This is a genomic window from Nodosilinea sp. E11 (assembly GCF_032813545.1).
Lineage (GTDB): Bacteria > Cyanobacteriota > Cyanobacteriia > Phormidesmidales > Phormidesmidaceae > Nodosilinea.
In genome coordinates this window covers 373,105-398,458 of sequence record NZ_CP136514.1, presented here as the reverse complement: position 1 = coordinate 398,458, position 25,354 = coordinate 373,105, and the positions used below count along the sequence as shown (strand labels likewise).

The window sequence follows — 25,354 nt, the reverse complement described above, 5'->3', positions numbered from 1 at the left end:
CAACCGTGATTTTAGGGATTTTCTCGCTGTCAGAACAGAAAAACTCTTCCATGCTCCATTTCTTCTCAGAGTCTGTGGATCGCCAAAACCCTCATTCTCTCGTCAAACCCAGCGGAGCCCTTGATGCACAAGGGTTTCAGAGGTTTTTCATGGGGTGTTATTGCGAGAGAATCTCATTAACAGGTAGGTGGGGTAGACCCCGACGAAAAGGGTGGGGTAGAATGCAGGCGTGGCAAGGGTTCTAGAACCCAACCCTCAAAACTTCCTCGGAAGTTGAACTAATGGAAACATTCCCCAGAATCGGGACACGGGTAGAGGTCACGGTAGCCTCAAAACTTCCTCGGAAGTTGAACTAATGGAAACCCGTCAACGATAGCTTTAAATTCGGCTTCGGAAACAGCTCAAAACTTCCTCGGAAGTTGAACTAATGGAAACTTTGTAAAAAAACCTCTCAACCCCAATTTTATCCTCAAAACTTCCTCGGAAGTTGAACTAATGGAAACGCTGGCGCGTCGGGTAAGCTCCCGACGAGGGTACCTGCTCAAAACTTCCTCGGAAGTTGAACTAATGGAAACAACATGGCTGATGAACAACAAAAGTCCGGTCATCTCAAAACTTCCTCGGAAGTTGAACTAATGGAAACAAGGGTGGTGGTCAACAAGGCAACCCCACACCCAACTCAAAACTTCCTCGGAAGTTGAACTAATGGAAACGCACGAAAGCAACATGTAGTCACTTTCTACCCAAAGCCTCAAAACTTCCTCGGAAGTTGAACTAATGGAAACACCGTCAGGAAGAGGATCAACTTCGTCTTTGCCAACCCCTCAAAACTTCCTCGGAAGTTGAACTAATGGAAACTTTGACAGGTATCCGTTCCTTCGGAGGATTCGATATCCTCAAAACTTCCCCGGAAGTTGAACTAATGGAAACATGCTCAGAGTATAGTTCTCTAAGAGCAGCATAAATCTCAAAACTTCCTCGGAAGTTGAACTAATGGAAACCGTAAACCACGCTGTCATGCGTGTGAAATTGGCCGGTCCTCAAAACTTCCTCGGAAGTTGAACTAATGGAAACATTCCGCCAAAAGTAGCGTCGAAGACTGTTACTGCTCAAAACTTCCTCGGAAGTTGAACTAATGGAAACAATTCCTCAATCGCCTCGTCATGCTCTTCCTCGGCTCAAAACTTCCTCGGAAGTTGAACTAATGGAAACTTCTGAGCAGTAGATGTACACCCACTGCGTTTTCACTCAAAACTTCCTCGGAAGTTGAACTAATGGAAACATCGATTCATAGGCGTTGTCCTATTTAGCATTTAGCCTCAAAACTTCCTCGGAAGTTGAACTAATGGAAACGCCCGGTTGTCCTGGCCCTCGCGTCGGAGGGTCGGCTCAAAACTTCCTCGGAAGTTGAACTAATGGAAACTCGTCAACGCCTGCAAGCGGACAGATTGGAACAAGTCTCAAAACTTCCTCGGAAGTTGAACTAATGGAAACTAGCAAGCTCAGCGGAAACGGAAAATAGTCCGCAGCTCAAAACTTCCTCGGAAGTTGAACTAATGGAAACGGGAATCAGTGTAGCAGGCCGCACCGTTGCTGGTGTGCTCAAAACTTCCTCGGAAGTTGAACTAATGGAAACTCTACTTGATTTTCATCAAGCTTTGGCAAGAGTGTCTCAAAACTTCCTCGGAAGTTGAACTAATGGAAACTTGATACCTTGTTTTTTGGCCCTCTCCAAAGCATGACTCCTCAAAACTTCCTCGGAAGTTGAACTAATGGAAACCCTTGCACACGGGGGAGTTTCCTCCGTCCCCAACTCCTCAAAACTTCCTCGGAAGTTGAACTAATGGAAACTTCAAGCTCTTGTGCTTGAGACCGCGGAATAAATGCTCAAAGCTTCCTCGGAAGTTGAACTAATGGAAACCGTTTGGACAATCGACTTGCCTGTCGTGAACTGTGCTCAAAACTTCCTCGGAAGTTGAACTAATGGAAACGTCATCATCCCGATGAGTAAGACCTCAGGAGGAGTGATTCTCAAAACTTCCTCGGAAGTTGAACTAATGGAAACGGCGATTTTGCCCATGGGCAAAATCGCCGTTTCGCTCTTGACTCGTAACAAGTTGGGTAGAAATTTTTGCTCGACACATCGTTAATACAGCCAAGTTAGGGCGGTTCAATCAACCTCTTCAGTTACTGACGGCAAAGGTTATTAAGCAGACTAAATCTGAGCCTGCCAAGGCTTACTCTGCCTCAGATTCTGCTGATTTAAGACAGAAACCGCATTCCTAAAGTCTTCTAAAACAGGCTCAGATGCTCGACTAAATTCTATTGCTGATCCTTTTGCCCTCAAGACAGTTCTCCCTTCTTGAGTAGCTAGCAAAACCCCCTCCTCGGTCAAGATGACTGAGTTTCTTCGGCCCTCAACTTTAAACCCGCCAAGCTCACTAGGCTGACCAGCACGAGAAAGGATAAAAGAAGCAAGATTTAGTAATTCAACTGATTTAGAAGAATGCTGCCTGTCAGCAGCCTGTTTCTCTGCATTAGATTGCAAACTAGGTTCAATCTTTGCATCAACCAGAAGTAATTTTGGGTCGCTGGCTTGCGATCGATTAAAGACAGTTTTATTTTCCTCATATGCGAAAATAGTTCGTCCATCCTTCAAAATACCAAGTTTTCCTTCTTTATTAAGATTGACGGCATATTGATCACCAACAAAGACAAGCATCAAATCATCAGTTCCAACTTGCCCTCTCTCATGCAAAACCCGACTGGCCGCACATAACAAGTCATGATTTAGATCGACGGGCTCATTAACAATTTGATTAGGCTTCACGGTTAGTCGACTTCGATCTACCGGCAGCTCCATGGCTAGCGGAGCCTTTTGCTCAAACATCGTCGGAGAAACTTTTCGTAATCGTACCCAGGGGAACTCAGTCCCTTGATACTCACAGGAGGGGCGGGCCAGTTCCAATGACGCTCCATCCATAATTCTATGAATGTGATCTTCATCAGCCCCGTGGGCCAATCCCCCTTGGATCGTCAACGCTTCAGCACTCTGCCCGCTCAAGGGGATACTATTCTCTCTGGCCCAGTTCTCCCAACCGAATGCCTCTCGGGCTAGCGACACGATCGCATAGGAGCGATCGCTATGCCCACCCCCACCGCCTGCTAGAACGTCTCTGGCGCGGTCTGAGATCAGATCTGACAGGTCTACAGTTGAACTCCCTGGCAGCGTCTTTATGCGTCGAGGCCGAGCCTTGACAGGAATAGCCTTGCCAATAGGGACACTATGCTCAGAGCTTTTTGTTGCCTGAGTCCCTGATTTGAATATTCCAATCGCTGAGAGGTCTGGGATGGTCAATGGGGCCGCCACAAGATGCCTAGCCCGGTAAGGATTACCGGTGGGGCCAATGGTGGGAGCCAGTACACAAACCCTGCCGACGCCAAGCACCTCACCCACATGCAGGCCACCGGGCTCTAGGGCAAAGTTAGTAAAGTCTTTGGGGTGCTCCAGTTGCACGATAAAATGCCACCCGCCTCGATGGGTCTGCTCAGCGTAGGTCTGCTTGAGTTGAGGATGGCTCTCAGCCCACGTTAGAACAGCGGCATCACAGGCCTCCCGGGAGCCGAAGTTTTTCACATCGAAGTCGATGAACACGGTGCGCTCATTGCCCAGCGTGGCAATTCCATTCTGGGGATTGGAAAACCAGGCATCCAGCTCACTCGGGTCAGGCATTCTGGACTGAAAGTCCCGATGATTGACACTGTGCGGATGGCCATCAGCATCCAGGTAGCTAGGATTCTTGCCGGTAAATCTAGAGACCGGGCAGAGCTTCCCATCAACTTCAACCAAGGGGATATGGCAGTAAATCCCCCTGTCTGGGCGGTCAGGATTTACCTTGGGGTACTGGTAAGCATCCTGCTCTGGCGCAATGGGGAGCGGCGGTAGGTTATTTTTCAACAACCACTTCGCGACATCCTGCACGGATGGCTGCTTTGGCCGTGGCGATAGTGCGTTCATTAGTGAAATGTGAGCAATGGGGGAGGGCTTGACTCAGGGGCAGTCCATCAACATCAAGGGCTTGGCCATCTGACTAAATTTGTAGGGGTACTACCGATCATAGACAGCTGGGATAGCGGCTGGGTGAGAGGTAGTTTGTACCGCTAGGGCCTGCCGCACCCGAGACACTTGGGCACTAAACTTGTGGGCATCTTCGGCACTCAGCCCCTGACTGTGCAAAACTCGGCTGCCCTTAGCGTTAAAAATCTCGCCTCGTTCTCTCGCCAAAACAGCGATCTCATCGCCCTGGCTGAGAAGGGTATAGGTCTTACCAGCAAAGACTTTGGAGCCATCGGGCTGATCTTGCCCTAACTGAGCTAACAGGTATTTAGACTGGGCCAAAACGTTAGTGGCCTGCTGGAGATGAGCCTTTTGGTCATGCTGACGCGTGATTCTGTCTACGTCGCCGTACTCCCCTTCATGCCCCGATTTGATCGCCTGGCCGATCTGCTCAATGCGACCCAGGTGCGACGGCGATCGCCCCAAGGCCCGCGCCTGGGAGTACCATTCACGCAAATCTTTAAGCACAGCTTGGCTCTGTACCGGCTCTGCTAGGACAGCCGGTGACGCCTCAGACGGAGTATCGACGGAGGATTGCTCAACGATAGGAATTGTAGAGGGGGGATCTATTCCACCGGGAACGGCGCTCGCCTGGCCATCCTCCTGCCGCTCGAATGGCGTAGCACTTTGAATCATGGGGTTGACCGCTGCATCTAGCGAGGTATAGAACTCGGCCATTAGCTGACCAACAGCACCCTCGATGGTTACAGGGTCACCATGCTCATCACCTAAGGCTTTCGTGGCGATGGTAGTGGCCGCCCGCTCCATCCATTGAGCCCCAACCTGTATACCACTCTCACGCACCACGGCCTTGGCATTTTGCATAGATGCGTTGACCATAGCCAGTTCATCCTGAGAAAGCTGTAGTGCCCAAATCCGCTCCCCAGCCTCAAAGGTGAGTACAGCGCCACCATGCTCTAGCGCCTCAAGTCCAGGAGACCCCGTTGGCACCTCTACCTCTGGGAGTGGGGTAAAAGCAGCATCGTGAAACCGCTCTAGATCGGCCTCGTAGACGCGCACGGCCCCATGCGCCTCAAAGCCCAGCTGCGGGTGCAACTCAGCCACAACCACAGTAATGCCCTCCTGGGTGAGGGTTGGAATAATCTGCTCTTGCAGCTCAGCGGTATTGACGCTTAAACCCTCGCAGTCGGGGTCAAGTCCCCACTGCATAGGTTGAGTGGGTCGCCCTACGCCATAGGCCGCGATCTGCGCATCCTCGGCATAAGTCTCGTAGGCCTGATCGACTCGGACAAAAGCAACAGCCTCTGGGTAGTCGGCCTTGAGTTCAGCAAAGCGCTTCAGGTGGGGATGGTGTGGCCCAGGGCCAAGCTCGGGAAGCAATACCTCATCTGCATCAGTGGTCGGGTCAGGCTGTGGCGACGGGCTGCTGACAGGCGCATCCTGAGAGGATTGAGGGTATAAGGGTTGCACCACCAGCCCCAGATCGTCATAAATATCTTGGGCGGGCCGCATGTCTGTGGCTCCTACGGCCCCTGCCAGGGGCGTCTCCGGGGTAACCTGCGGGTCGTGGGCAGATGCAAGGTGAGGCTCTGAAGGGGCATCCTCAGCCAGGAAATCAGGTGGAGAAATCGAGACCCCGGCCATTGCCTCTCTCACCGCATCTTGCTGATAGGCATAGGGGTTGTCGTGACCCTCCAACCATAGGAATCCCCGTTCACCATCTTGATAGAGAATTTCAGGCGAGTCGGAAGCCAGTGCCTCAAATTCAGCGCGATCAAACGCATGGAACAGATCGGGGCGCTGTTGGAATAGCGCCTCTATAGGGCTCATAGGCTCCAGAGATGGCCCATCAGCATTTGCGATCGCCTCTTGGCCCAGCTGCGTCAGATAAGCCTCGGAGATCGCCTCACCAAAGCCCTGCTCCAGCAAGTTCTGAGCAAATATCATGCCAAAGGCGCGATCGGGGGCACGCAGTTCGCCGCCATTAAACCCTTGCACCGCCGTCTCAACAAACTGAAGATGTCCATCTGGCTGAATGCCCATCTTCATCTCAGTATCGACCCACATATCGCCGTTGCCGGTGGCGTAGTGGGTCAGGTACAAATCACTGCCGCCCACCCCATTGGGGTGCGACTCAACCACCAAATCCATGTAGGGTTCATTGGGCACCCTGAGATGAAAATCGTCGTCCCCATCGACCATGACCGCATGCTGAAGCCCGCCCTGCTGGAGCAGGCGGGCAACGTTTTGGGCGATCGGGGACGTCTGCTGCGACGGTGCTAGCACCTGGGGGCCACCCTCGCGGGACATCTCGCGCAGCCGCTGTCGGCCCACCTGCCGCACAGCCTCATCTTGCTGTTCCTGGGCCTGGACGGCGATCGCCTCATCAAAGGCCTCTGCAACAACCTGGCGCACAGCCCCGGCAATACGTTCCTCCAGCTCAGGGCTGTCGGCGGCGAACTGCCCTAAGAAGGCAGAGTCCTCGTTGTCCATGGCGGACTTAGCCATCTCTAGGCCCAGGCCAGACTCCAGGTGATCGCTCAGACAACGGTAGGTGCGTCCTATCGCCTCAATTGCCGCATCTTGGGATATCTCGCCACCCAGAGCCTCGACGGCCCGCTGCATCAAGACATCGGGGGTCGCACCGCTAGACGAGTCACTGAGATACTCATGGAAAGCGATCGCCTCTGGGTGCAGGGGCTGCCCGTCAGTCTGTAGCACCCCGCCTTTAACCAGGGTGTCAAAGGTCAACGCGGGTGGGGGTGGCTCGTAGAGGTTGAATTCGGCCTTGAGGTCGGCCAGATTGCTGCCGGAGTACAGGCGATCGGAGACAGCGTTCATCACCTCCCAGCGGCTGGGGGACGAGTCCTCGGCAGGGTCAGGGATCAGCCCAGGGTTGCGCTCCAGTTCGGCGCGCAAAACGGGGTGAATAGCCCGGCTGCGGTCGCTGCTGGTGACCTCGTTACCCGCTGGGAGCCAGGTGGTTGCCGGTTCCCAGCCTGCCGTTTCTCCCCCCACGGCGGCGGTCGCCTCTTCCAGGTGCGATGTAGCCTTGATGCCGCGCCGGGTGACGAGGTAGGCCAGTACATCGTCCTGGGCCTTGGCATCGCCAATTTTGATCTGCATCATCTTCTCGTCGGTGGTGCGGCCTGGCTTGTCGACTTCCACCCGTCGAGTCCCAGAGACAAACTCCCCCTGCGCCAGGTCGAGCAGCTCTCGGTCTTGGTAAAACTTCTTGCCCGCGCTGCTGGTGGGCACCGTCAACACCAGCTCGTTGCGCAGGTTAAACTCAGCGTCTAGAACGCCATCGCGATCGGTGAAGCTGGCCGCCCTCGATGTTGCCGAGAGGAATGCCATCAACTGATCGGGCTGCTGAATCGAGATTGGGCGATTATCAATTTCTCCGGCGTCGATCCCCTTGGCCAACAGGTAGGCCGGGTGGTACTCCCCCTCGTTATCCTGCATCAAGGCAAATCGACCGACGAGGTCAGACTTGAGCACCTGACCCACCACCATCATGCGATGCTCGCGGGAGGCCATCTGCTTTTCGTCAAAGACGCTGTAGGTCGGCACCTCGGTGTACTGCTGCAACACTTGTCCCGGCTGATTCTTGAATACAAAGGAATTTTCCTGGGGTTTGAGCGAGACATCGCGGCCGAGTTCGCTAAATTTGACCGACAATTCTCCCGCCTCGTCCGCCAGGGCAATCCTGAATCGCCATGACCCAGGGTTGATTGGGTTGGAGGCATTTTGCTGGCGGGTAACTCCGACGATGACCCCTGGCAGCGCTCGGCTGGTATCGAGGGAGGCCAACTGCACCGGAGCACCAATGGGAAACTCCCGCAGCTTCCCCAGCACACCGTTCTGCTGGGCCGTCAAAATCATGGCGCTCTGAGCTTTATCCTTCTCGGCATCAGCGACCTTCTTATCAGCCTTCTTGACCCGCTGCTCCTGCTTAGTTAGCTTCCCTTCAACTTTTTTGAGGGCGTTACGCGTATCAACCCGACGCTGCTCATACTGGCCTTCCAGCTCAGCTTCCCGCTCCGGGGTCGCCTCTCCCACCTGGCTCAGCGCCTCCCTGGCGGTGGTGTACTCCGGGGCAACTTGTTCTAGGGCTGTGGTCAACTGATCGCGCTCACCCCTCAGCCCCTCGCGTCGGGTATTGGCCTCCTCAAGCTGCTGTTGAGCCCGATTCAGTGCTTCTGTGAAATGCTCAGCTCTACCCTCCCGGAAGGCGTCGCCCTCTGCGGTCACCCGCACCACCATCTCCTGGGCGTGAGCCTGTCCGGCCTGGCGAATCGCGCCATCAACCGTTAGATCAATCCCCTCCATGTCGTCGGGTTTAGCTAGATCCAGGGCATCACAAACTGACTGCACCACCTGCAACGTAGTTTGGGGTTTGCCCCCGGTCTTGGCCTCCACCTCCAGGGCGTAGACGGGCTGCCGGAACGGGTTGCCCCCATCGCCGTTGTGGAGCATCTTCCGGCGCAGAGGCCTGGCATCTAGATCCATCTTTTGGGCATCGAGATCCCATGCCCCCATGGCCGTCAGCCGATCCTTAAGCCCGTTGTACTCGGAGATCAACAGGTCGTAAACCTCACCCTGAAGGGCCAGGGATGGATGGGGAGCCGCTGGAGTCGGCGGCTGATCGCTCGACAGAATAGCCACCCGCCCGGTTAGCTTGCGCACATCGCCATAGCTGACATCTCCATCTTTGTCGGGGGGGCTACAGGGGTAGTCCAGGGTTTGGTTGACCTCGGGCATCGCCGCCATGGCGTTGGCCGCCGCCTGATCGCCGTACTTGTTTAAAAAGTCAGGCACATCGGCCCCAGAGAACTGGCTTTCGCCCGTGCCTGCGGTGTTGGACTTGAGCCCCCGCATTTTGTTCATCAAAACGGCCATCGCCCTGGCCTCGGTGGGTAAGCCTTCCCCGTAGACGAGCTTGAACATGGGCAGGCCAAACTCACCAGCCTTCTGCCCCCACTGGGGGTTCCCCTCAGGGTCGGTGCCGGGGGCGGGGTGTACCTCCGGGTCGAGCTGCCCGCTGCGGTGAGTGCGCCCGATTGACTGCTCACACTGGTTGACATCGGGGTGAGCCTGAAGAATCAGCATCGAGCGGCGTCTGAGGTCTGTGGCCCCATTAATCGCAGCATGGAGTGAGTAGCCGGTAGTCAGGTTGGTGATCACCGCATCGACGGTGCCGTTCTGGAACCCGGCGATCGTCGCCACCTTCGCAGCGGTACCCGACTTGCGGGTTTGGTAGGTCGCTACCCATTCCCCGTCTTCGGTTGGTTGGTACTCCAGTCGCTGGCTCCGTCCGGTCATCTCCACCGCGTTGTAGCCCGCCTGTCGAATGCGGGCCTCCATGTAGGCAATCGGGTCGGCGGGTAGCCCCGTCCAGTCGCTGGACTCAATCGCCGTCAGCACCTGGTTATACATCTCTACTCCCCGTTCGCCCAATTCGTCGTCGCTCAGGTAGTGGGGCAGAATGACTTTCCCGCCTCCCTCATCCTCGTGGGCACCGACAATCCGAATCGTTCGAGCCGCGTCTAGGTATCGCTTGAAGTATTCCCCCGCCGTAATGTCGAAGGCATCACCGGGCTTGAGGATAGACCGCTGGTCATCAGGAAAGAGGGCATTATGGGTCTCGATGCTCCCATTGGTCAGATTCACCAGGTCTTTGAGCACCGACTCCCCGGTGCGCTGAAGCATAATCACCGGCTTGCGCCCGGACTCTAGCTCTGCGATCGCCAGATCTGCGGTAGATTCGGCCTTGAGCCCGATCGCGCAGATCGCTCCCAGGTTATGCACCACCGAGGTAAAGGTCGTTGACTCAACTCCGGCATAGCCCACATGGGTGTCATGGCGGAACAGCGCTTCGCCGGTCTCGGCCATGCGGGTGTCGAGTTCTTCGAGTAGCCCTTGTTTGTACTCATCAAAGCGATTGATGGCGGCCATCAGCTGAATGTTGGCTTCGGCGCGATCGAGGTTGACAGCCACCGGGGCTGGGCTGAAGTCAACGCCGGAGTAGTCTTTCTGGAAGCGAATGCACCCACCGGACTCTGACCAGAGCCCAAAGGCCATTTGCTGCATGGCGGCACCGCCCGCCTGGAGGTGTCCGGCAAAGGTCTTTTGGTCTTCGGCAGCATCTTTGAAGTCAGTGGTGTGGTAGAACAGCCGGGCAGCCACCACCGGCTCTTTGATCGCCGTTGCAGAGCTAGCGACAAACCCACCTACCTTCTGGGTGAGATCTTGAAAAAACTCGGTCACCGGGGCGATAAACTTACCGGCGGCTATCTTCTTGGCTCTGGCCGCTTCCTCGTAGCCACTAATTTCAAACTCTCCAGCGGGGCCACCGGCTTTGTGGGACTCGTCGGCAATCAGAAACAGGTTGGGGGCCAGCGCTTCAAACAGTGCCCGCCGATCTTTGCTGGCCAAACCCTGGAGTTGGGCATAGGTACTCATCAGTAAGTTGTGGTCGCCAATGGTGCCCAGTTCGGCAAACTGGCGGACATTAACCCCATTGTTTTTAGGGGTTTCAATCCGTCCAATCACTTCGCCCTGGCTATTTTCGACATCCACACCCAGGCCATTGTTGGTAATGAAAGGGCGGAACTGGTTACCGGTGTCTGGCCCATCGCGGTAGACCAGGTCTTTGTAGAGGGCGGGGTCAGCGGTCACTACCGCAGGCGTTAATCCCTGGTTCTGAGCGTAGCGACAGAGGCCCGCCACAATCCGGGTTTTACCAATGCCCGTATCGTGCCCGACGACCGTCGCCTGCTGCTTGTACTCATGGTTGTAGATGGCCATGGCCAGGGTGTCGATCTGCTCTGCCGCGTAGTGGCTATAGAGGGAGTCAAGGTCGGGTTCTTGCAGTCGATCTTGAACGTAGGCATCGACCCCCAGCCCCGTGGTGGCTTCGATGCGGTCCAACACGTTGCCGTAGGCGGTGATGGCCGAAGCGGGGGCCAAGACTCCCAGGGAGTAGCCCTGCGATCGCGGCCTGTAGGGCAGGGTGACGGCATCATCCTGGGGTTGCTGGAGGATATCTTCCTCGGTATTCGCTTGAGCTACCATCAGGAGTCCTCCGTTAGTCGATATTGCAGGTTGTTCAGCCAGTCGATCAGGTTCCAGCGGTCGGTGAGCATCTCCAGGGTGTCGGTCACCATCGTCTCGGGCGACACTGGAAATTCGTTTACTCCCAGGGGAAACATCAATTCCCGCAGGGGTGAATGATCCAAATTCAGCAGGCGCTCCAGCGGACTCCCTGTTCCCGATATCCATTGGAGATCCGGCAGCACCGAGCTGATCTGGCGATTGGCTAAATCGATCGCCGGATGCAGTGACATCCCTTCCGCCTGCCTGTCTAGCAAGAATTGAGACAGCTTGATCTCCATCATCCAGAGCAAGCGGGCGCGGTAATCCTCCAGGCTCGTCAAGGGCAAACCTAGAGGTACCGGCACTGTCGTCCACCAGGTTCCGGCCTCGGCCTGGGTCATGCCTTGCCGACGGGGCGGCGTCCAAACCTGAATCAGTTCGTCGGGGTGCTCCAGGGCGTAGTTCAACGGGGTGGGAGAGTTCCAGATACTTTGCGTCATAGGTTCTAGCGGCATGGATGACTACCTCTCGGAGATCGTTATAGCGGTCATAGATACGGGGGGCTTGAGCACCGGGGAGTCTGAGGTCGGTGGAGCCTTGGCCCGCGATGGAGATGAAGTCGATGGGAAACCCGGCTCCCTGCCGTCGATACATCGAGCCGTGCAGGGTGAAGTGATCGTCCACCTTCCAGCCGCTCTGCTGGTAGAGGAAGGAATAAAAACTGCGGTCGGCCTGTCCCCGGTAGGCCGATTGGCGGGCGCTGGCATTGCCCATGTGGCCCCCGATGATGAGTAATGCCCTGCCCTCGGGGGAAAGCCCCTGTAATGCCTGGAGCACGATCGCATGGTCGATTTTCTGAGTGTTGACGGGGCCATGCTGCCAGCGCCGGGGTGGGCCAGTACCGTTCTCGCGTACCAGCCCAAAGGGGGGGTTGCTCACCAGCACGTCATAGGGGCGATCCGGGCGATGCTGGGTGGCATCGTGTTCGGTGACGGCAAACCCTTGGGTGCGCAGCTGGGCGGCGCGGGGGGGATGGAGCTCGTTGGCGATCGCCTGGGCCGGGTCGGCCAGCAGCAGCAGGGAGCCATTGCCCGCCGTGGGTTCGTAGACGGTGACCGAGGAATGCACCTGGGCGATCAGCCCTGCTACAAAGGCCATGGGCAACGGGGTGGAGTAGGCCTGGCGAGCCATGCTGTCAGAGGTTCTGACCAGCAGATTGGGCTGAGCCTCATAGAGCGACAGCAGATCGTCGAAGGCCAGGAGGTGATCGCCATCAGCATCGCTCACGATTTGTCGGGCAGCCTGCACCAGCCCCGACTCAATCGCCTCATCTACCTCCTTGGCTAGCATCGTAGAAGGCTCGACGGGCACCCCCAGAACCGTCGCCGCAAACGTCCTGGCCTCCACAATATTGCGGAAGGCATGGCCCGCCCTAAAGTGATCGCCGTAGGCACGGGTCAGCTCAATTTGATCGTTGACATCCATCGCTAGGGATTAACAGAAAGTGGGCCAAACACAGAATCTAGAAACGAAGTCATCAACACGTCGCTGACTGGGGGATAAAAGACCGGCTCTACATCGGGTCGGTCATACCCCAAGGCCGCTGCCTGATCCCAGAACGGGTCATCAGCCGGAATCAGTAACCCCGTTTCCGGTTTGCCCTCTGGCCCAGAGTCGTCCTCCGGTAAGTTGGGGCAGACAGAGCGAAGAAGATCTAGCCACTCAGGGGTGAGCTGCTGATCGGGTTGGCCAGGGCTACCGAACGGGTCTGTTTGGCTCATTTCGTGTCCTCACTAACGGCAGAAGGTATGCCTGACGCAGGCTGATTCTCAATCATGGCGTTGGCGATCGCTACCACATCGCGCATTTGGCCAGAGCGAATGCCGACGAAGTACCGAATCCCTTGTTCCTCCCAAAAGACTTTGGCTGCGTTGCAGTTAGCCCCGCACACCCAGGGAATAAAGGTGCCGGTGATCCCCCCGCTCAGGGTGACCGTGGTAATGGGTTCTTCGCTGCGCATCATCGGCTGGTATTCGGGGTCAAGGTAAAAGGAGTATTCCTCATCCACTGTGGGGGTATCTGCCGTGAGTCGGATTGCACCTAGTACGCCAAAGTTGCAGTACCCAGCTCCATGGCACTGGTCGATGGCGTCGAGGTTGATTTCATAGCCCCCTCGGTCAGCCACCTGAGAAGATGTGTAGAACGCCTCTGTCTGGCCAGGTGCAGGTTCCCTCAGAACGGCCTCAGGGATCTGGGTGGGGAGCAGTACCGGGATGCTCGATGCGGCCTGCACCTCTGCCGCCACCGTCCGAAAGACCGGGGGTACTACTTCGGCCCCCAGGATGCGATCGCTCTCTGCCCGCGCCGAACATCCGGCCAGGGCTGGCAGTGTGAGCAGGGCGCACAGGAGTAAACCCAGTAGCCGTGTCTTCATTGCCCACCCCCATCGGCAACGTACTGCTGCCAGAGCGTCTGGGCATCGGCGATCGTCAGGCCGCAGAGGTCAACCAGGTCGTTGGCTCGGTAGGCACCACCCGTGCCGCAAAAGGTTTCCCAGCCACCCGTAACCCGGCGCAGCAGGGTCATGCCGCCGCCTTCGCCATACCAATAGTCGGCAATGCCATAGTCGCCAGTCTGGGAGAGGGTGCCAATCTCGGCCTCCACCTCCGGGGGGCGCTGGTCGTCGAGCAGCGCCTGCACGGCGGCGCGGGGAGTGCGACCCGAGAAGGTGATCTCACGGCTGTCTTGAGCGGTGACCGGCAGAACAAAAATGAGAGTGTGCAGCACCAGGGCCAAACATAGACCAAAGACCGCCCAAGCAGAGGGCTTGCTCTCAAAGACGCTGAGCGCTTTTCGTAGACATCGATCAAACATATTGCCAGCCTCACTAATTGGTTACTCGATAGATCGCCCGTCGACCGCCCCCATAGGAGGGCGAGAAATAGCCATCGGACACCCAGGTGAACGAGGCCTCGCCCCTGGCCGCCTTGGATGAACTGTTGGACACCACCTGGGTACAGCCCACATTCATACAGACGCCGATGTGCTGTCGTCCGCCCCCCATATCAATCACATTCAGGTCGCCGGGCTGGGCTTCATTGACGTTGACGCTAATGCCGCGTCCGCCTTTGATGGCGCTTTCGACGCCGCGCACCGCCAGGTTGCCGTAGGGGGGGCCGCCGCCCAGGGTCTGAATGCCTGCTTTGTGCAGCACGTAGTTGACCATACCCGCGCAGCCCAATCGGCCCTGGTTGGTGCCCGGTATGCGAGAGGCACTAAAGTTTTCAGCCTGCACGGCCCTGACTCCGGCCATGATCTTGGCGTTGAGGTCGCCGCCACCGCGTGCCTGGGTTTCGAGGGTCGAGCACGATTGCAGCGCCTCGTAGAAGCGCTGGGACTGCTGGGCGGTGTAGTCCATCTTGTCGGCGTCGTTGACGATGCGGCGAGCATTGCGGAAGTCGGCCTTGCCGTTGCCGATGTAGGTGCCGAGGCCCACTCCGGTAAATAGGCCATCGCGCATACCAATGACGGTAATTTTGGCGGCAGTGTCGGGGTCGTTGGCCAGGTCAGGATTGTTGAGCAGGTCGATGCCTAACACCTGGCCCATCTTGCGGTAGTTGGCTTCCCAGGTGAGCTGCACATAGCCCCTGCCGTAGTAGCAGCCGCTGCCATAGGTGCCACAGCCTACCCCTTGCTCACTAATCGGGCTCCAACGCCCCTCTAACTCGGTGGAAACGGTGCCGAGGATGTAGGCCAGCTGAGCTTTATCGGCAACGCCCGCCTCGTTAGCGGCGGCGATGATGCGAGGTATATGCTCTCTGGCTCCGGCAGCTTCACTGGAATGGCGCAGGGCACCGATCAAGCTATCCAGGCATGGCTCATCCATCTGCACGGGAGAGCCGCCGGAGCCATAGTAGGAACCACCCAGGTCTTGACTGACATAGCGCTGTAGCTCTGGGGGCACCTGTAATCCTCCAGAAGCACCGCCGCTGCCGTCCAGGGAGCCGGTCAGAACAAAGCCCTTTTCTGTCGTGCTCCAGATGGGGATAGGCCCAATAAAGTAGGGGGTACAACCCAGGGGCGCAAAGAATGAATTGCTGCAAAAGCGGGTATATAAGGAAAATCGCCCTGTTCCTTCTGACTCGGTGGTGTCAGACAGCACGACTTTGAACACGGCCCCAAAGGGCACTCGCCCGGTGGGTTCCATACCGCCATTGACGGCGGCCAGAATGCCGCTGCCGCCGCGCACCATCTGCTGGCCCGGCCCGGTGCCCCCAGCGATCCATTGGGCACCGTGCATCTTACCTGGCCCCGCTAGCTCCAGGTGGGCGCAGCCCCGTGGTTGGGCACATTGCACCGCCCACCCTTCCACGTCAGAGCCGGTGATTGAAAGTTGGGTGGGTGTTTGGGTGTGCTCTTTGTCGCCGTAGGTGACATCGTGGGTGCCGCCAAACCCGTTGACTAACCCCGACAGCAGGCCGGGGAAGGCTCCAAAGGGGACTTGGTCCAGCCCTGGGATGTCGCTAATCGCTAGGTCTTGCCAGCCGTCGAGGTCTGCGATCTCAATTTGATCCAGCCCTGGAATGTCGCCGACGGTAAATGCTTCTAGCTGGTCGAGAGCTGATCCGGTAAATTGAATCTCCCCCAGGTTGGCCCCGCCCAAGAGGTGATCTGGGGAGGAGATCAGGTCGGTGATGGGGGTGACGCCGAACTGGTTGAGGGCCTGTTGGACAAATTGCTCGGGGTTGATGGCCCCAGCAGGCAAGTCTCCGGTTTGCTGGGCTAGCGTCAGTAGTTCGGGGCGCACGGCGGCGTTGAAGGCACTCTGCAAGGCGGGTACATCTTGCAGAGCGAGGTGTTGCACACCGGCCAGGTTGGCCAGACTGCCGAGGGTCTGGCGCTGCAATAGGGAATGAAACTGGGATAGGGAAACGGCCCCGGTGTCTACGCCAGAGGCTTGGGCAATCTCGGCCAGGGTGAGGGCCTGGGGCAAGAAGCTGCTGCCCAGATCGCCGAGGCGAAGGATATCGGTGAAGGCTGCGCCGGGCTGCCAGCTGCGGGCGGTATCGAACCCGGTTTGGCTCGACAGCTCGGGGGGCAGGCCAGCGATTTGCCCTGGGGTGGTGGCGCTGCCCAGGTCGCGAAAGGTGGTGGTGAGAAAGTTTTGGTAGGTAACAGGGGCTGCGAATTGGGCGATCGCGGGGGTGAGCTGAGCGACGGCTAGCAGGCCAGCGAGGGCGAGGGGGGCCAGCAGGGCCAGCAGCAGCGATCTGATGGTCGCGGCTTTTTGGGTAGCAGCCAGGCTAATTTTTGCAAGCATTCAGGATACGCGGAGCACTGATACCTGAACGGTAATGGGGCAATATGGCTGCTGTATTGCGTGCGATATGGGGGGGATGAAGAACTAATAATTTTGAACTAAAAAAACGCAGACTAATTTTCCCTATGCGAAGGCATGATGGCAAAGCAAGCATAGAGGATTTTTGTCATCTCTTTCGAGACTGCACTAACGTTCCCAATCACCCTCCGCAGATAACCTCAAACTCCAGCCAAAAATCTCTCAGCAGTAGATGTGTGTTGGGATTTTTAGGTGTAACACCTTAAAGGTTTCTCATAGCTCTACCCCCATTTCTGCTAAAAACCGAGAAGGCTTTTTTGACCATCCAAACACCTTGGCAGAAAAGGTCAGCGTCAAACTTTCCTGAGTCCGTGTAATGGCCACAAAACAATTTCGACGTTCTTCTTGCATTTCTAAAGAATTGTCGCCTTTCTTAATAGCAGCCCAACTAGGAAATTGATCCTCTACTAATCCCATGAGGTAGACATGTTCAAATTCTAATCCCTTTGAGGCATGGATAGTAAAACAAGGAATTGCCTCTGGCGGTTTTGGCGGTGTCTTCGATGTAAGATCAAGCTCTTGTAGTAATTGATGAAGGCTCACCTCTTCACCTTCAAATTTTTTCGTTATTTCATTAAAAATTTGTTGCCAGACATGCCGTTCTTCTTCAAACTCATTGAAGGCGTCTTCATCTTGGGTGGATTCAGGCGAAGATTCTACCGCCCAATCTAAAAGTTTTTTTGAAAAATTACGATAGTTTAGAGATGTAAGCAGTGACTTAATATCTGTTTCCAGAAGTGTTCGCGTCTTTGGCTCCAGAGCATCTCTGCGCTTTACCTCATCCAGCCAAGAGCGAAGCAAATCCTTGCCATCAGCAGATGCACGCGCAAGGACTGGAGATAATTCGATCCTGATGCCTTCAAGTTCATAAAAAGCCTTTGAAAGCCTTGCAAGTGACTGCTTATCTTCTTTGGAATTAACTAACCGAAGAATGGCATGCAACATTCTCAGTGGAGCACTCTTAAATTCATCCTTACGAGCTGCAAAGTAAACAGGAATACCTACTTCCTCAAGTTTGGCTCCTGCCTGCTCCAAAAGTTTTTTCGTTCGTGCGAGAACAGCACAGTTTTTTCGGTCTTTAGGTTCCCTTCGAGCTATATCCTGTGCGATCCATTCAATTTCTTTTTCAAAAGTGCCAAAACCAAAAATACGTACAACTTCTATGCTTTCTCCCTGCTTAACTGCTTTCAACGGTTTTTTACCTGCCGATCGACCGAGATTCGTCTCGATCAGAGAATTGGCTAACTCAATGACAAGAGGTGGACAACGGTAGTTTTCTGGAAGCTGTAACTCAGTAACACCAAAGTCGTCACGCAATGCCTGAATCCTTTTCGGATTTGCTCCATTCCATTGATAAATAATTTGATCGTCATCAGCTACAACAAACAGCGTTGAAGGATCCGGGCATACGATCAATGATAAAATTTGATATTGAGTATTATTAGTATCTTGAAACTCATCAACAAGAATGTGCTTGTAAACTTTGCGTATGTGCTTAACCAAGAACGGATATTTTGTTAATAAATCGAACGCTTCAGCGATCAAACTTGGAAAATCGAGAGAATTAGTGCTGCGAAGTGCGTTTCTGTAATCTGCATACACCTTAGATAGAAGGACAGCATTTTCTACGTTGGATTTTTGAAGAATCTCTTCCGCCTGATCTATCGGAACACATTTTTCAAGAAGTCTTGTCACAGCCGGGAGAAGTTGGGCAGCTTTGAAATGCACTGGAAGAGAATAGGCAAGGTTTTTTCGGAGTTGCCTTAATACATCATCTAGAAGAGATTCTCTATCAGCGTTGTTTGAAAGTATTTGGAAGTCTGGACGAAAATTGATATGGTTACCATGCTGCTGGAGAAGTTCAGCAGCGAAGGAATGGAAAGTCGTAAGCCGTACTCGGCTAAGTTCTTTTGGAACCAGTTCTTCTACTCTGCTCCGCATTTCTGCGGCAGCCTTATTAGTAAAAGTAAGAGCCAAAATACGAAAATACTGACCCTCTGATTGCTCTAAGATGTGTGCAATGCGACAGGTAAGAACCCTTGTTTTGCCAGAACCAGGCCCTGCTAGGACAAGTAGCGCTCCTTTATCCCACAATACAGCCTCTCTTTGATTTTCATTGAGTGACGCTAAATCAACCATATCGACCTCCGGCTAATTGGACAGCGTGGGTAATAATATCTTGAATTGTCTGAGGAATAGTTGTTGCACCTCGATCTCGAATTTCTATAGCTAAAGCTTGTGCAAAAGCAGGTTTTCCCCCCTTCTGATTGATAGCGGCTTTAATCATCTCCTTTGTTTCTTTTACTGGGTCGCCTCCTGCTCTCGCCTGAATTTGAGTTTGAACATTAGGCGGAACAATGCTTGTAATAAAATTATCATAGCCGTTATGCCAAAACTCATGCTCGATATCAGCATTTGCTAATTTCTGGGCGCGATCTGTGAGATTTTCATGGCTCTCAAGATGATTCGTCGCTCGGTTGATATACTCAATACCAGCAGCATCGCCATCTGCCATCATAAACCATTGAACACCGAGTGCTTTTGCCAGCTTTATAAACGGCTCACCTTTGTTGATGACTTCGCTAATTTCAAGGACTGATAGACTAACTTCATCTTGAGAGAAACCCATGATATCTAGAAGAAGAGGCATAAGATGAAAATCTGATTTACCTTCCACAAGTAGCCAGCAACGTGAAAATAGGTATTGGCCCTTTGTCAGACAAATACTATAATCAATTGCCTGCATCTCTTTGTCATCCAACAAATTTGCCTGAACTTGTCCTACCTTTGTTTCTCCATTGACTTTGTATAACCTGCGTAATGACGTAATTGGAACCCGTGAAAGCAAATCGCCAGAATGGCTAGAAACTAGGGTTTGCCCTGACAGATTCTTTAAAAATGAACCAAGTGAACAAATAGCCGATGGATGAAGATGCGCCTCTGGTTCTTCCAAAGCAAGAATTGGGCTAGACTCAGGGGCATAGGCTTCAGCTAGATTGCTAGCTACAAAGGCTTGAAAAAGCATCAATACTGCAAGGCTCTGAGTTCCCTCCCCATGCCGATGGAGGGGAATCTTTGCTCCGTAAGTTGATTTTAGATACACCTGAATTTTACCGACCATATCAAAGATACGGGTTGGAAATGCTTCCAGTACGACAGGATCATTAGAAGCTAAAGGGACAAGTCCCTTTAGCTTTGCAATTTCTTGAATAACTTGCGTTAGCCCAATGTTTGCACCGATAACTGATGTATTAACCTCCTCAAGCGTTTCCTCAATTTGTGCTCGCTCGGCATCAGGAATCTGGATAGACTTCAGGAAACTTTTCCAGAACTGACCACGTTGTCCAAACTCTTGAGAGGCATCACGTAATGCCGACAGGAAAAAAAGCGGGACAAATCGTGAAATAAGGTTGATTGGTGTGAGGTTCTTTAAAATCAACTCTTCCTCGTTTGAATTGAGAAAAATCCACTTGGTTTCAAATGAAACAATATCAGGATTAAAATTGCCTTTTGCTTGTAACCAGATATGATTAAGTCCTGCTGAATCTAACTGAATTACTTCATTCATCTGCTGAATAATAGCATCAGGCCATTCATCCAGATTTTCTTCGGCAAAGTGTAAGGTGATAAGAATTGGCTGAGCAGTTTGTGGCGTAACGTTAACATCATTGAGATGAAAATCATATTCGGCGAACTGGCTACCACGTTGATTGCCAAGACTACGGTTAAGAACAAACTTTATAGATTCTAAAACAGTTGACTTTCCAGCGTTATTTTCACCAATTAGTACTGTCAGTTTGTCGAGGGGAAGGTGTAACCAACTGACACCACGAAAGTTCTCAATCTTGACATCTTTCAGATTCACTAATTCATCTCACTACTTAACTATTTCAACAACGATGTGTATACACATAACGTTTTGGGTTAGCAGTTGCCAATACCTTTGCGTCCCAGCCAAGCGGCTTCAGTCAATCCGCTTCACCTAAATTGTTATGCTGCCTGCTTTACTAACTGATTTGAATAAATCTTTCATATGCATCGAAATCCGTTGTATGTATCACTAGGAAACTTTTTGGTTTACTGAGAACACGAACATTAAATGCCCAAGATACTTTCCAACTTTGTTCCTGTGCGGCTTTTGCATGAGCTATCTGATTAATTTTATACAAGCTAAAAGGCTGCCCAAAAGGCAAAATAATAGGAGGATTTATTCCTTCAATCCAAGAATGTTCTTCCGGGATCATTCTATTCCTAACATGGTTGCATAATTTGCATACTCTTGGACTTCCTATCACTCGCTTGTCAAAAGGATCAAAAGTCGGATATCTTCCATACAGTAAATGTTGCTCTTCTAGCCAAGATGCTAACTTACACAAAGAATCTTCCCCTTCACAGAGGAAGTATCGATACGCACAAAAATATCGACCTGCTCGGTCGGGGCAGCGGATTACTAGAGCTATCACTGACCAGATCCCCGTAGAGTCTGCGACCACATGAGCAACGATTGCCGGATATTTCTCGTTACTTAAGTAATCAACTCCAAACATTCCCTTTGCAATAGCTTGCTCCACAGAGGACGGGATAGAGGCAAGCGTAGAATTCATCCATCCTCCTGTAAATCCTTGAGAATACCAAGCTCCATTCTCAAATTTTATAGGTACTATACCTGTACTGAATTCATGTATAACAATCTCCCCAAATTCATCTGAGACTTCTTGAAAGGAATCTGCACCTCGTTGTCTTAGATTTGAGCTATATCCTGAAAGATTATTAATCTGTAGAGATGAAGTTGACGAGCTCCGGTTTTGTTTCTGGAAAAGAATAGGAGTTAAGTGTTCTGAAACTCCTTGAAGCTGAATTTCCACACAGGCAAATTTATAGGCATCTTTAAATAACCGACCTGCTCCAAGCGCTTTATAAAAACCAACAGCAAATGCAATCGCAGCTTTGTCTCCAATTGCTTGATTCATGCCAATAACAAAGGGAATGTGCTGGGCAATACTTTTTGCTTGCCTCTCTGAATAACAAGAATTCAATACAACACAGCTAACCTGCTCTGATACTAGTTCAAATAAACTTGCTAAGACTTCAGATTGAACGGGGTGGGTTTTGCCTAAGACATCCTCGAAACACAGGTCACCTGTACCCATTCCATGCCCAGAAAAATGGACAATTTGAGGTTCAACATCAAAAATTGCCTGTGTTATGTCTCCTGGGCGCACTGATTCGCGAGAATGTAGCGAAAAGTATTCTCTTTGCTTCGAGAGTTGTAACTTCTCACGAATATCTCGTAGCTCTTGTCCTAGACGAAGTCGAGCAGCATCACTAGGATCGGCTGCTAGAAACAGAATCGTAACTTTATCCATTTAGAAAGTTTATGGGAAGCTTTCTCTCTACGATACAGACTTTTAAAGATATCCTCCAACTGCACTATAGCTAAGGACTACGCGGCATAACTTGTGTTTAGCCTGTTTTCTTCCTATGTAATCTGCATAACACCCCTAGTCGGGGTGATTAACCAGATTCTGAGTTGAATATCGCCTCCGAAAGGAGGGATTAGGCAGAAAAAAGTCGATATAACTCCCAAAAGTGGGGAGTTATGCAGATCTTGCCCCGCATAGTAGATCTTCTACGGGGTTTTATGCAGATAACTTCAGCAATTCTTTATCGTGGTACCACAATAGCTGGCTAATCCAGCTCAATCCCCCCCGTGGGCGGCGCAACCGCAGGCGCGATCGCACTCACCCCTTGCCGCACCGCAATCTGCTCGATCACTCGCAGCCGATCATAATCCGCCCCCGTCAAATCATTTTGCGTCGTCACACCCGCCGCATCCGCCGCAAAAATCTGCCCCCGGCCATCCTTCGCCCTTAGCGAGATCGAGCGATCTGCGCCGCGCTCAACCTCATAGTCAGCCCCAATTAACTTAGCCGGGCCACCCCCAGGGTCAAAACAGGTATCCATCACCCGAGACAACAAACTCCCCACCCCAATCTGCTGCCCACCCACCGCATCAGCAGGGCCACCATCTGCCTCCCCTCCCGCCGATCCCAAACCAGCTTTAGCTAAAGCTGGTTTCGACTCAACCACATCCCCATCCATCACCGAGGCATCGTGCTCTCGCCGAAAGGTGGGAGACGCAAACATCTGCTCCCCATCTCGGTAAAACTCCAGCTTGCCGTCCTGAAATACCGAAACCGCTGGCGCATCGGCAGGCAGTTCGCGATCTTTCACCGCCATTTTCAGCCCGTCAATAAACCCAGGATTTGCCTGCTCGTGCTGCATCATGTCTACAACCATAGTGCCCTCGGTGGTCAACAGCACCGAGTCACCCACCTGAATCTGCACTACCCCTTGCACTCTGGGAGAACGGCCAGGGGTAGTGACTAGATCGGTCGGGGGGTGTGGCCCCAGGCCATCAGGCACCTTTCCCGGCTCAGCATGAATCGGCCCTGCTGGTAGCCCCAGACGATCTGGGGTACCTTCTAGCGCGAGCCCAGGCACTAGCGGCGATGGCTCAGCCCCCTTCTTCACTGGCGAGGATGGGGAATCATGAACCACCACCTGTCGCCCTTGAATCAAGGCAATAGCCGCCAAGATTCCACTCATCACGTCACGGATAGAGTGCTCGGCCTTATCGCCGTCGTGCCCACGCACCCCCGTCGTTTCTTCCAGTCCAGCCATATCAAACGTCCTCCCATGGGTCTGGGATAGTGGTCTCGGAGGCAGGCTCAGGCTCTTTGGCCTGTGGCACTGGGGTATCTGAGGAGGCCTGAGCAGCAGCTGTATCCGTCATCACGGGCATCGGGGCTCGGCCCGTGATGATGTCGGCAAGCCAGTTCACCGTCTTCACCATTTCGGGGTCAATGCCATTGGGGGGATAGCTGGGGTCTGCCATTAGAATGCCTCCGTAAATTCCATCAATGCCGCTGCGTTGATCACCCGTGCTCCAGCCTTCGGTGTCGGCAAAATGGAGGGCACCCCACCGTTAAACCGACCCCCTGACGCTTCAGCGCCCTCACCATCGACCGGCAGCGGCAACAGCTCCGCTGCGATCGCCATCCGAATCGCAATCTCCTGCCGAGCGCGAGCGCTATCCCCCAGCGACTGCGGGGTACGGGCCTCCAGTTTCGCCTTCACCTTGGGCCAGGTCTTGACGCTCCAGTCGTCATCGAGCACGTCAGCCTTGGGCACCTTGATCGAAGAAATCAAAGGAATCGAGGTCTCGTCCTTGCGGCAAAAGCCAGGGCTAATCAGCACACACCGCCCCACCGGCAGCCGGTTGAACTGGGCAGGCTCAACGATGGGGCGTTTCTGCAAATGGTCGCTGGTGGAATGTGAGGCCCCGCCTTTGCCGCCGCTGCTGCGCGACTTTTGCTTGATCGTCACTTCCTCTTCGCCCAGGTAATCCGAGAACATCCGGGCGCTATCGGGATCTTGCGGATTGAACAATACCTTAGTGGCACAACCGCCCAAAATCGCCCTAGCCTGCTCTCGCTTATAGGCATCCTCTAGCTGGGTGATGTTCTGAAAGCCAATCACCGTACACAGGCCGTCAGAGCGGTTTTCGTTGAGCCACTGGGTCAAATAGGGCAGGTAAAGGGTCGGCAATTCATCAATGGCTAGCAGCAGCGGATCGCTGCGTTTTTTAGTGACATTCATCGTCACCATCATGTGCAGCACCGTGGCCACCAGAGGCGCGACGGCCTCACGCCTGCGCCGGTCTAACCCTAGAATCACCAGCTGCTTACCGGACAGTTCAATCGGCAGGGTGGTCTGACCGCAAAAGGTTGAGATCAGCTCGGGGGCCATAAACCGAGAAAACACCTTGCTGGCGGTACCGATGACCCCGGCCACCGTTTTTTCAGAATCCTTCAGCTGCAAGAGCTGAGAAAAGGCGTAATACACCCAGTGGGAAATGTGCCAGCCCTGGGGCAGACTCCCCAATTCGCCCAGGCGCTTGCCTTCCATAATGCGGGCGGGCAGCGCGTCGAGGCCAGCACGGCACTGGCTGTCATCAAGTCAGGGTTGGGCATGCCCTTGGCCAGCATGAGAATGGCCTGGGTCAGCTGGTCACCGGCATCGGCAAAAAACTTATCCTCGGAGCTATTGCTAGAGCGGGCAAAGTTGCGGTTCATCACCGACGCGATCTGCCGAGCCATCAGGGCATCGTCGGCATCGGCCATAAAGTCGAGAATGTTGCAGACCTCAGACTCGGGGTAGCCCGGCGCGAAGATGCGCACGTCATAGCCACGGCGGGCGGCGTAGGCCACCAGGCACTCAGCCTGCCCTGGATATTTGAAATCGTAGACCAGGGCGGGCATCCCCTCATCCAGCGCCGCGCGAATCAGCGGGTTAATCGCTGAATAGGTTTTACCCGAGCCAGGGCCACCCGCGATCGCCACCCCCCGCTGCACATCGGGCAGGTAGAGGGCCTTGGCATTGCGGGGCTTACCCTGTTTGTTGCGTCGCAGGGAGCCAATGTAGAGGGCCACGGAGTTATGCTTCTTGGCCTTGAGCTGGGCGATCGCCCGCTTTCTCGCCCGCGCTTTTTCCGCGCCACCGCTGACGCTGCCCCTGGCGATCTGGCCGCTGGCCCCTCGGCCCTTCATGATCTGCATGACCATGAACACCAGCGCGATCGCCCCCAGAATGACACCATTGCTGCCCATCAGCGGCTTCAGTGCCGGGGTGATCGAATTCCCCACCGACTCTAGGGCCGTTGACCGAGCTGGGGGAGACTGTGCCAATAGCGCTTGTTCGGTGTCAACCATACTGGG

13 protein-coding genes and 1 CRISPR repeat array are annotated in these 25,354 nt (G+C 54.0%); all 13 genes read right to left on the bottom strand.

Annotated features, from left to right (window positions below; translation table 11 throughout):
* Positions 1-254: 254 nt before the first annotated feature.
* Positions 255-2,065: direct repeats of the CRISPR family, unit length 35 nt; unit sequence CTCAAAACTTCCTCGGAAGTTGAACTAATGGAAAC.
* A 150-nt stretch (positions 2,066-2,215) separates the two neighbouring features.
* On the bottom strand, positions 2,216-4,018 hold the full coding sequence (locus RRF56_RS01620; RefSeq protein WP_317033658.1) for a bifunctional DNA primase/polymerase: 1,803 nt from the start codon (positions 4,016-4,018) through the stop codon (positions 2,216-2,218).
* A 90-nt stretch (positions 4,019-4,108) separates the two neighbouring features.
* Complete coding sequence (locus tag RRF56_RS01615; RefSeq protein ID WP_317033657.1) at positions 4,109-12,661, bottom strand: DUF6908 domain-containing protein; 8,553 nt, start codon at positions 12,659-12,661, stop codon at positions 4,109-4,111.
* Between the two features lie 2 nt (positions 12,662-12,663).
* A complete protein-coding gene (locus RRF56_RS01610) occupies positions 12,664-12,957 on the bottom strand; it encodes a hypothetical protein (protein ID WP_317033656.1) in 294 nt (97 codons plus the stop codon).
* On the bottom strand, positions 12,954-13,610 hold the full coding sequence (locus tag RRF56_RS01605; protein ID WP_317033655.1) for a hypothetical protein: 657 nt from the start codon (positions 13,608-13,610) through the stop codon (positions 12,954-12,956). Before RRF56_RS01605 ends, RRF56_RS01610 begins: the two co-directional genes overlap by 4 nt.
* Entirely contained in the window at positions 13,607-14,050 is a 444-nt protein-coding gene (locus tag RRF56_RS01600) for a hypothetical protein (protein ID WP_317033654.1), read from the bottom strand. The genes RRF56_RS01605 and RRF56_RS01600 overlap by 4 nt, the downstream gene beginning before the upstream one ends.
* Positions 14,051-14,063: 13 nt before the next feature.
* Entirely contained in the window at positions 14,064-16,496 is a 2,433-nt protein-coding gene (locus RRF56_RS01595) for a glycoside hydrolase family 19 protein (protein ID WP_317033653.1), read from the bottom strand.
* 291 nt (positions 16,497-16,787) lie between these two features.
* Positions 16,788-18,713, bottom strand: coding sequence for an ATP-dependent helicase (locus RRF56_RS01590; RefSeq protein ID WP_317033652.1), 1,926 nt, complete (start codon positions 18,711-18,713; stop codon positions 16,788-16,790).
* Entirely contained in the window at positions 18,706-20,439 is a 1,734-nt protein-coding gene (locus RRF56_RS01585) for an ATP-dependent nuclease (protein ID WP_317033651.1), read from the bottom strand. Before RRF56_RS01585 ends, RRF56_RS01590 begins: the two co-directional genes overlap by 8 nt.
* 142 nt (positions 20,440-20,581) lie before the next feature.
* Positions 20,582-21,940 (bottom strand): hypothetical protein, encoded by a 1,359-nt coding sequence (locus tag RRF56_RS01580; protein WP_317033650.1) that lies wholly within the window; start codon positions 21,938-21,940, stop codon positions 20,582-20,584.
* Positions 21,941-22,262: 322 nt separating this feature from the next.
* Positions 22,263-23,258, bottom strand: a complete 996-nt coding sequence (locus tag RRF56_RS01575) for a hypothetical protein (RefSeq protein ID WP_317033649.1) — start codon at positions 23,256-23,258, stop codon at positions 22,263-22,265.
* Position 23,259: 1 nt separating this feature from the next.
* The gene (locus RRF56_RS01570; protein ID WP_317033648.1) at positions 23,260-23,472 is read right to left on the bottom strand and encodes a hypothetical protein; all 213 of its coding nucleotides are present in this window, start codon (positions 23,470-23,472) and stop codon (positions 23,260-23,262) included.
* Complete coding sequence (locus RRF56_RS01565) at positions 23,472-24,545, bottom strand: type IV secretory system conjugative DNA transfer family protein (protein ID WP_317033647.1); 1,074 nt, start codon at positions 24,543-24,545, stop codon at positions 23,472-23,474. Before RRF56_RS01565 ends, RRF56_RS01570 begins: the two co-directional genes overlap by 1 nt.
* Positions 24,449-25,348 (bottom strand): type IV secretory system conjugative DNA transfer family protein, encoded by a 900-nt coding sequence (locus RRF56_RS01560; RefSeq protein ID WP_317033646.1) that lies wholly within the window; start codon positions 25,346-25,348, stop codon positions 24,449-24,451. Before RRF56_RS01560 ends, RRF56_RS01565 begins: the two co-directional genes overlap by 97 nt.
* Positions 25,349-25,354: the final 6 nt, after the last annotated feature.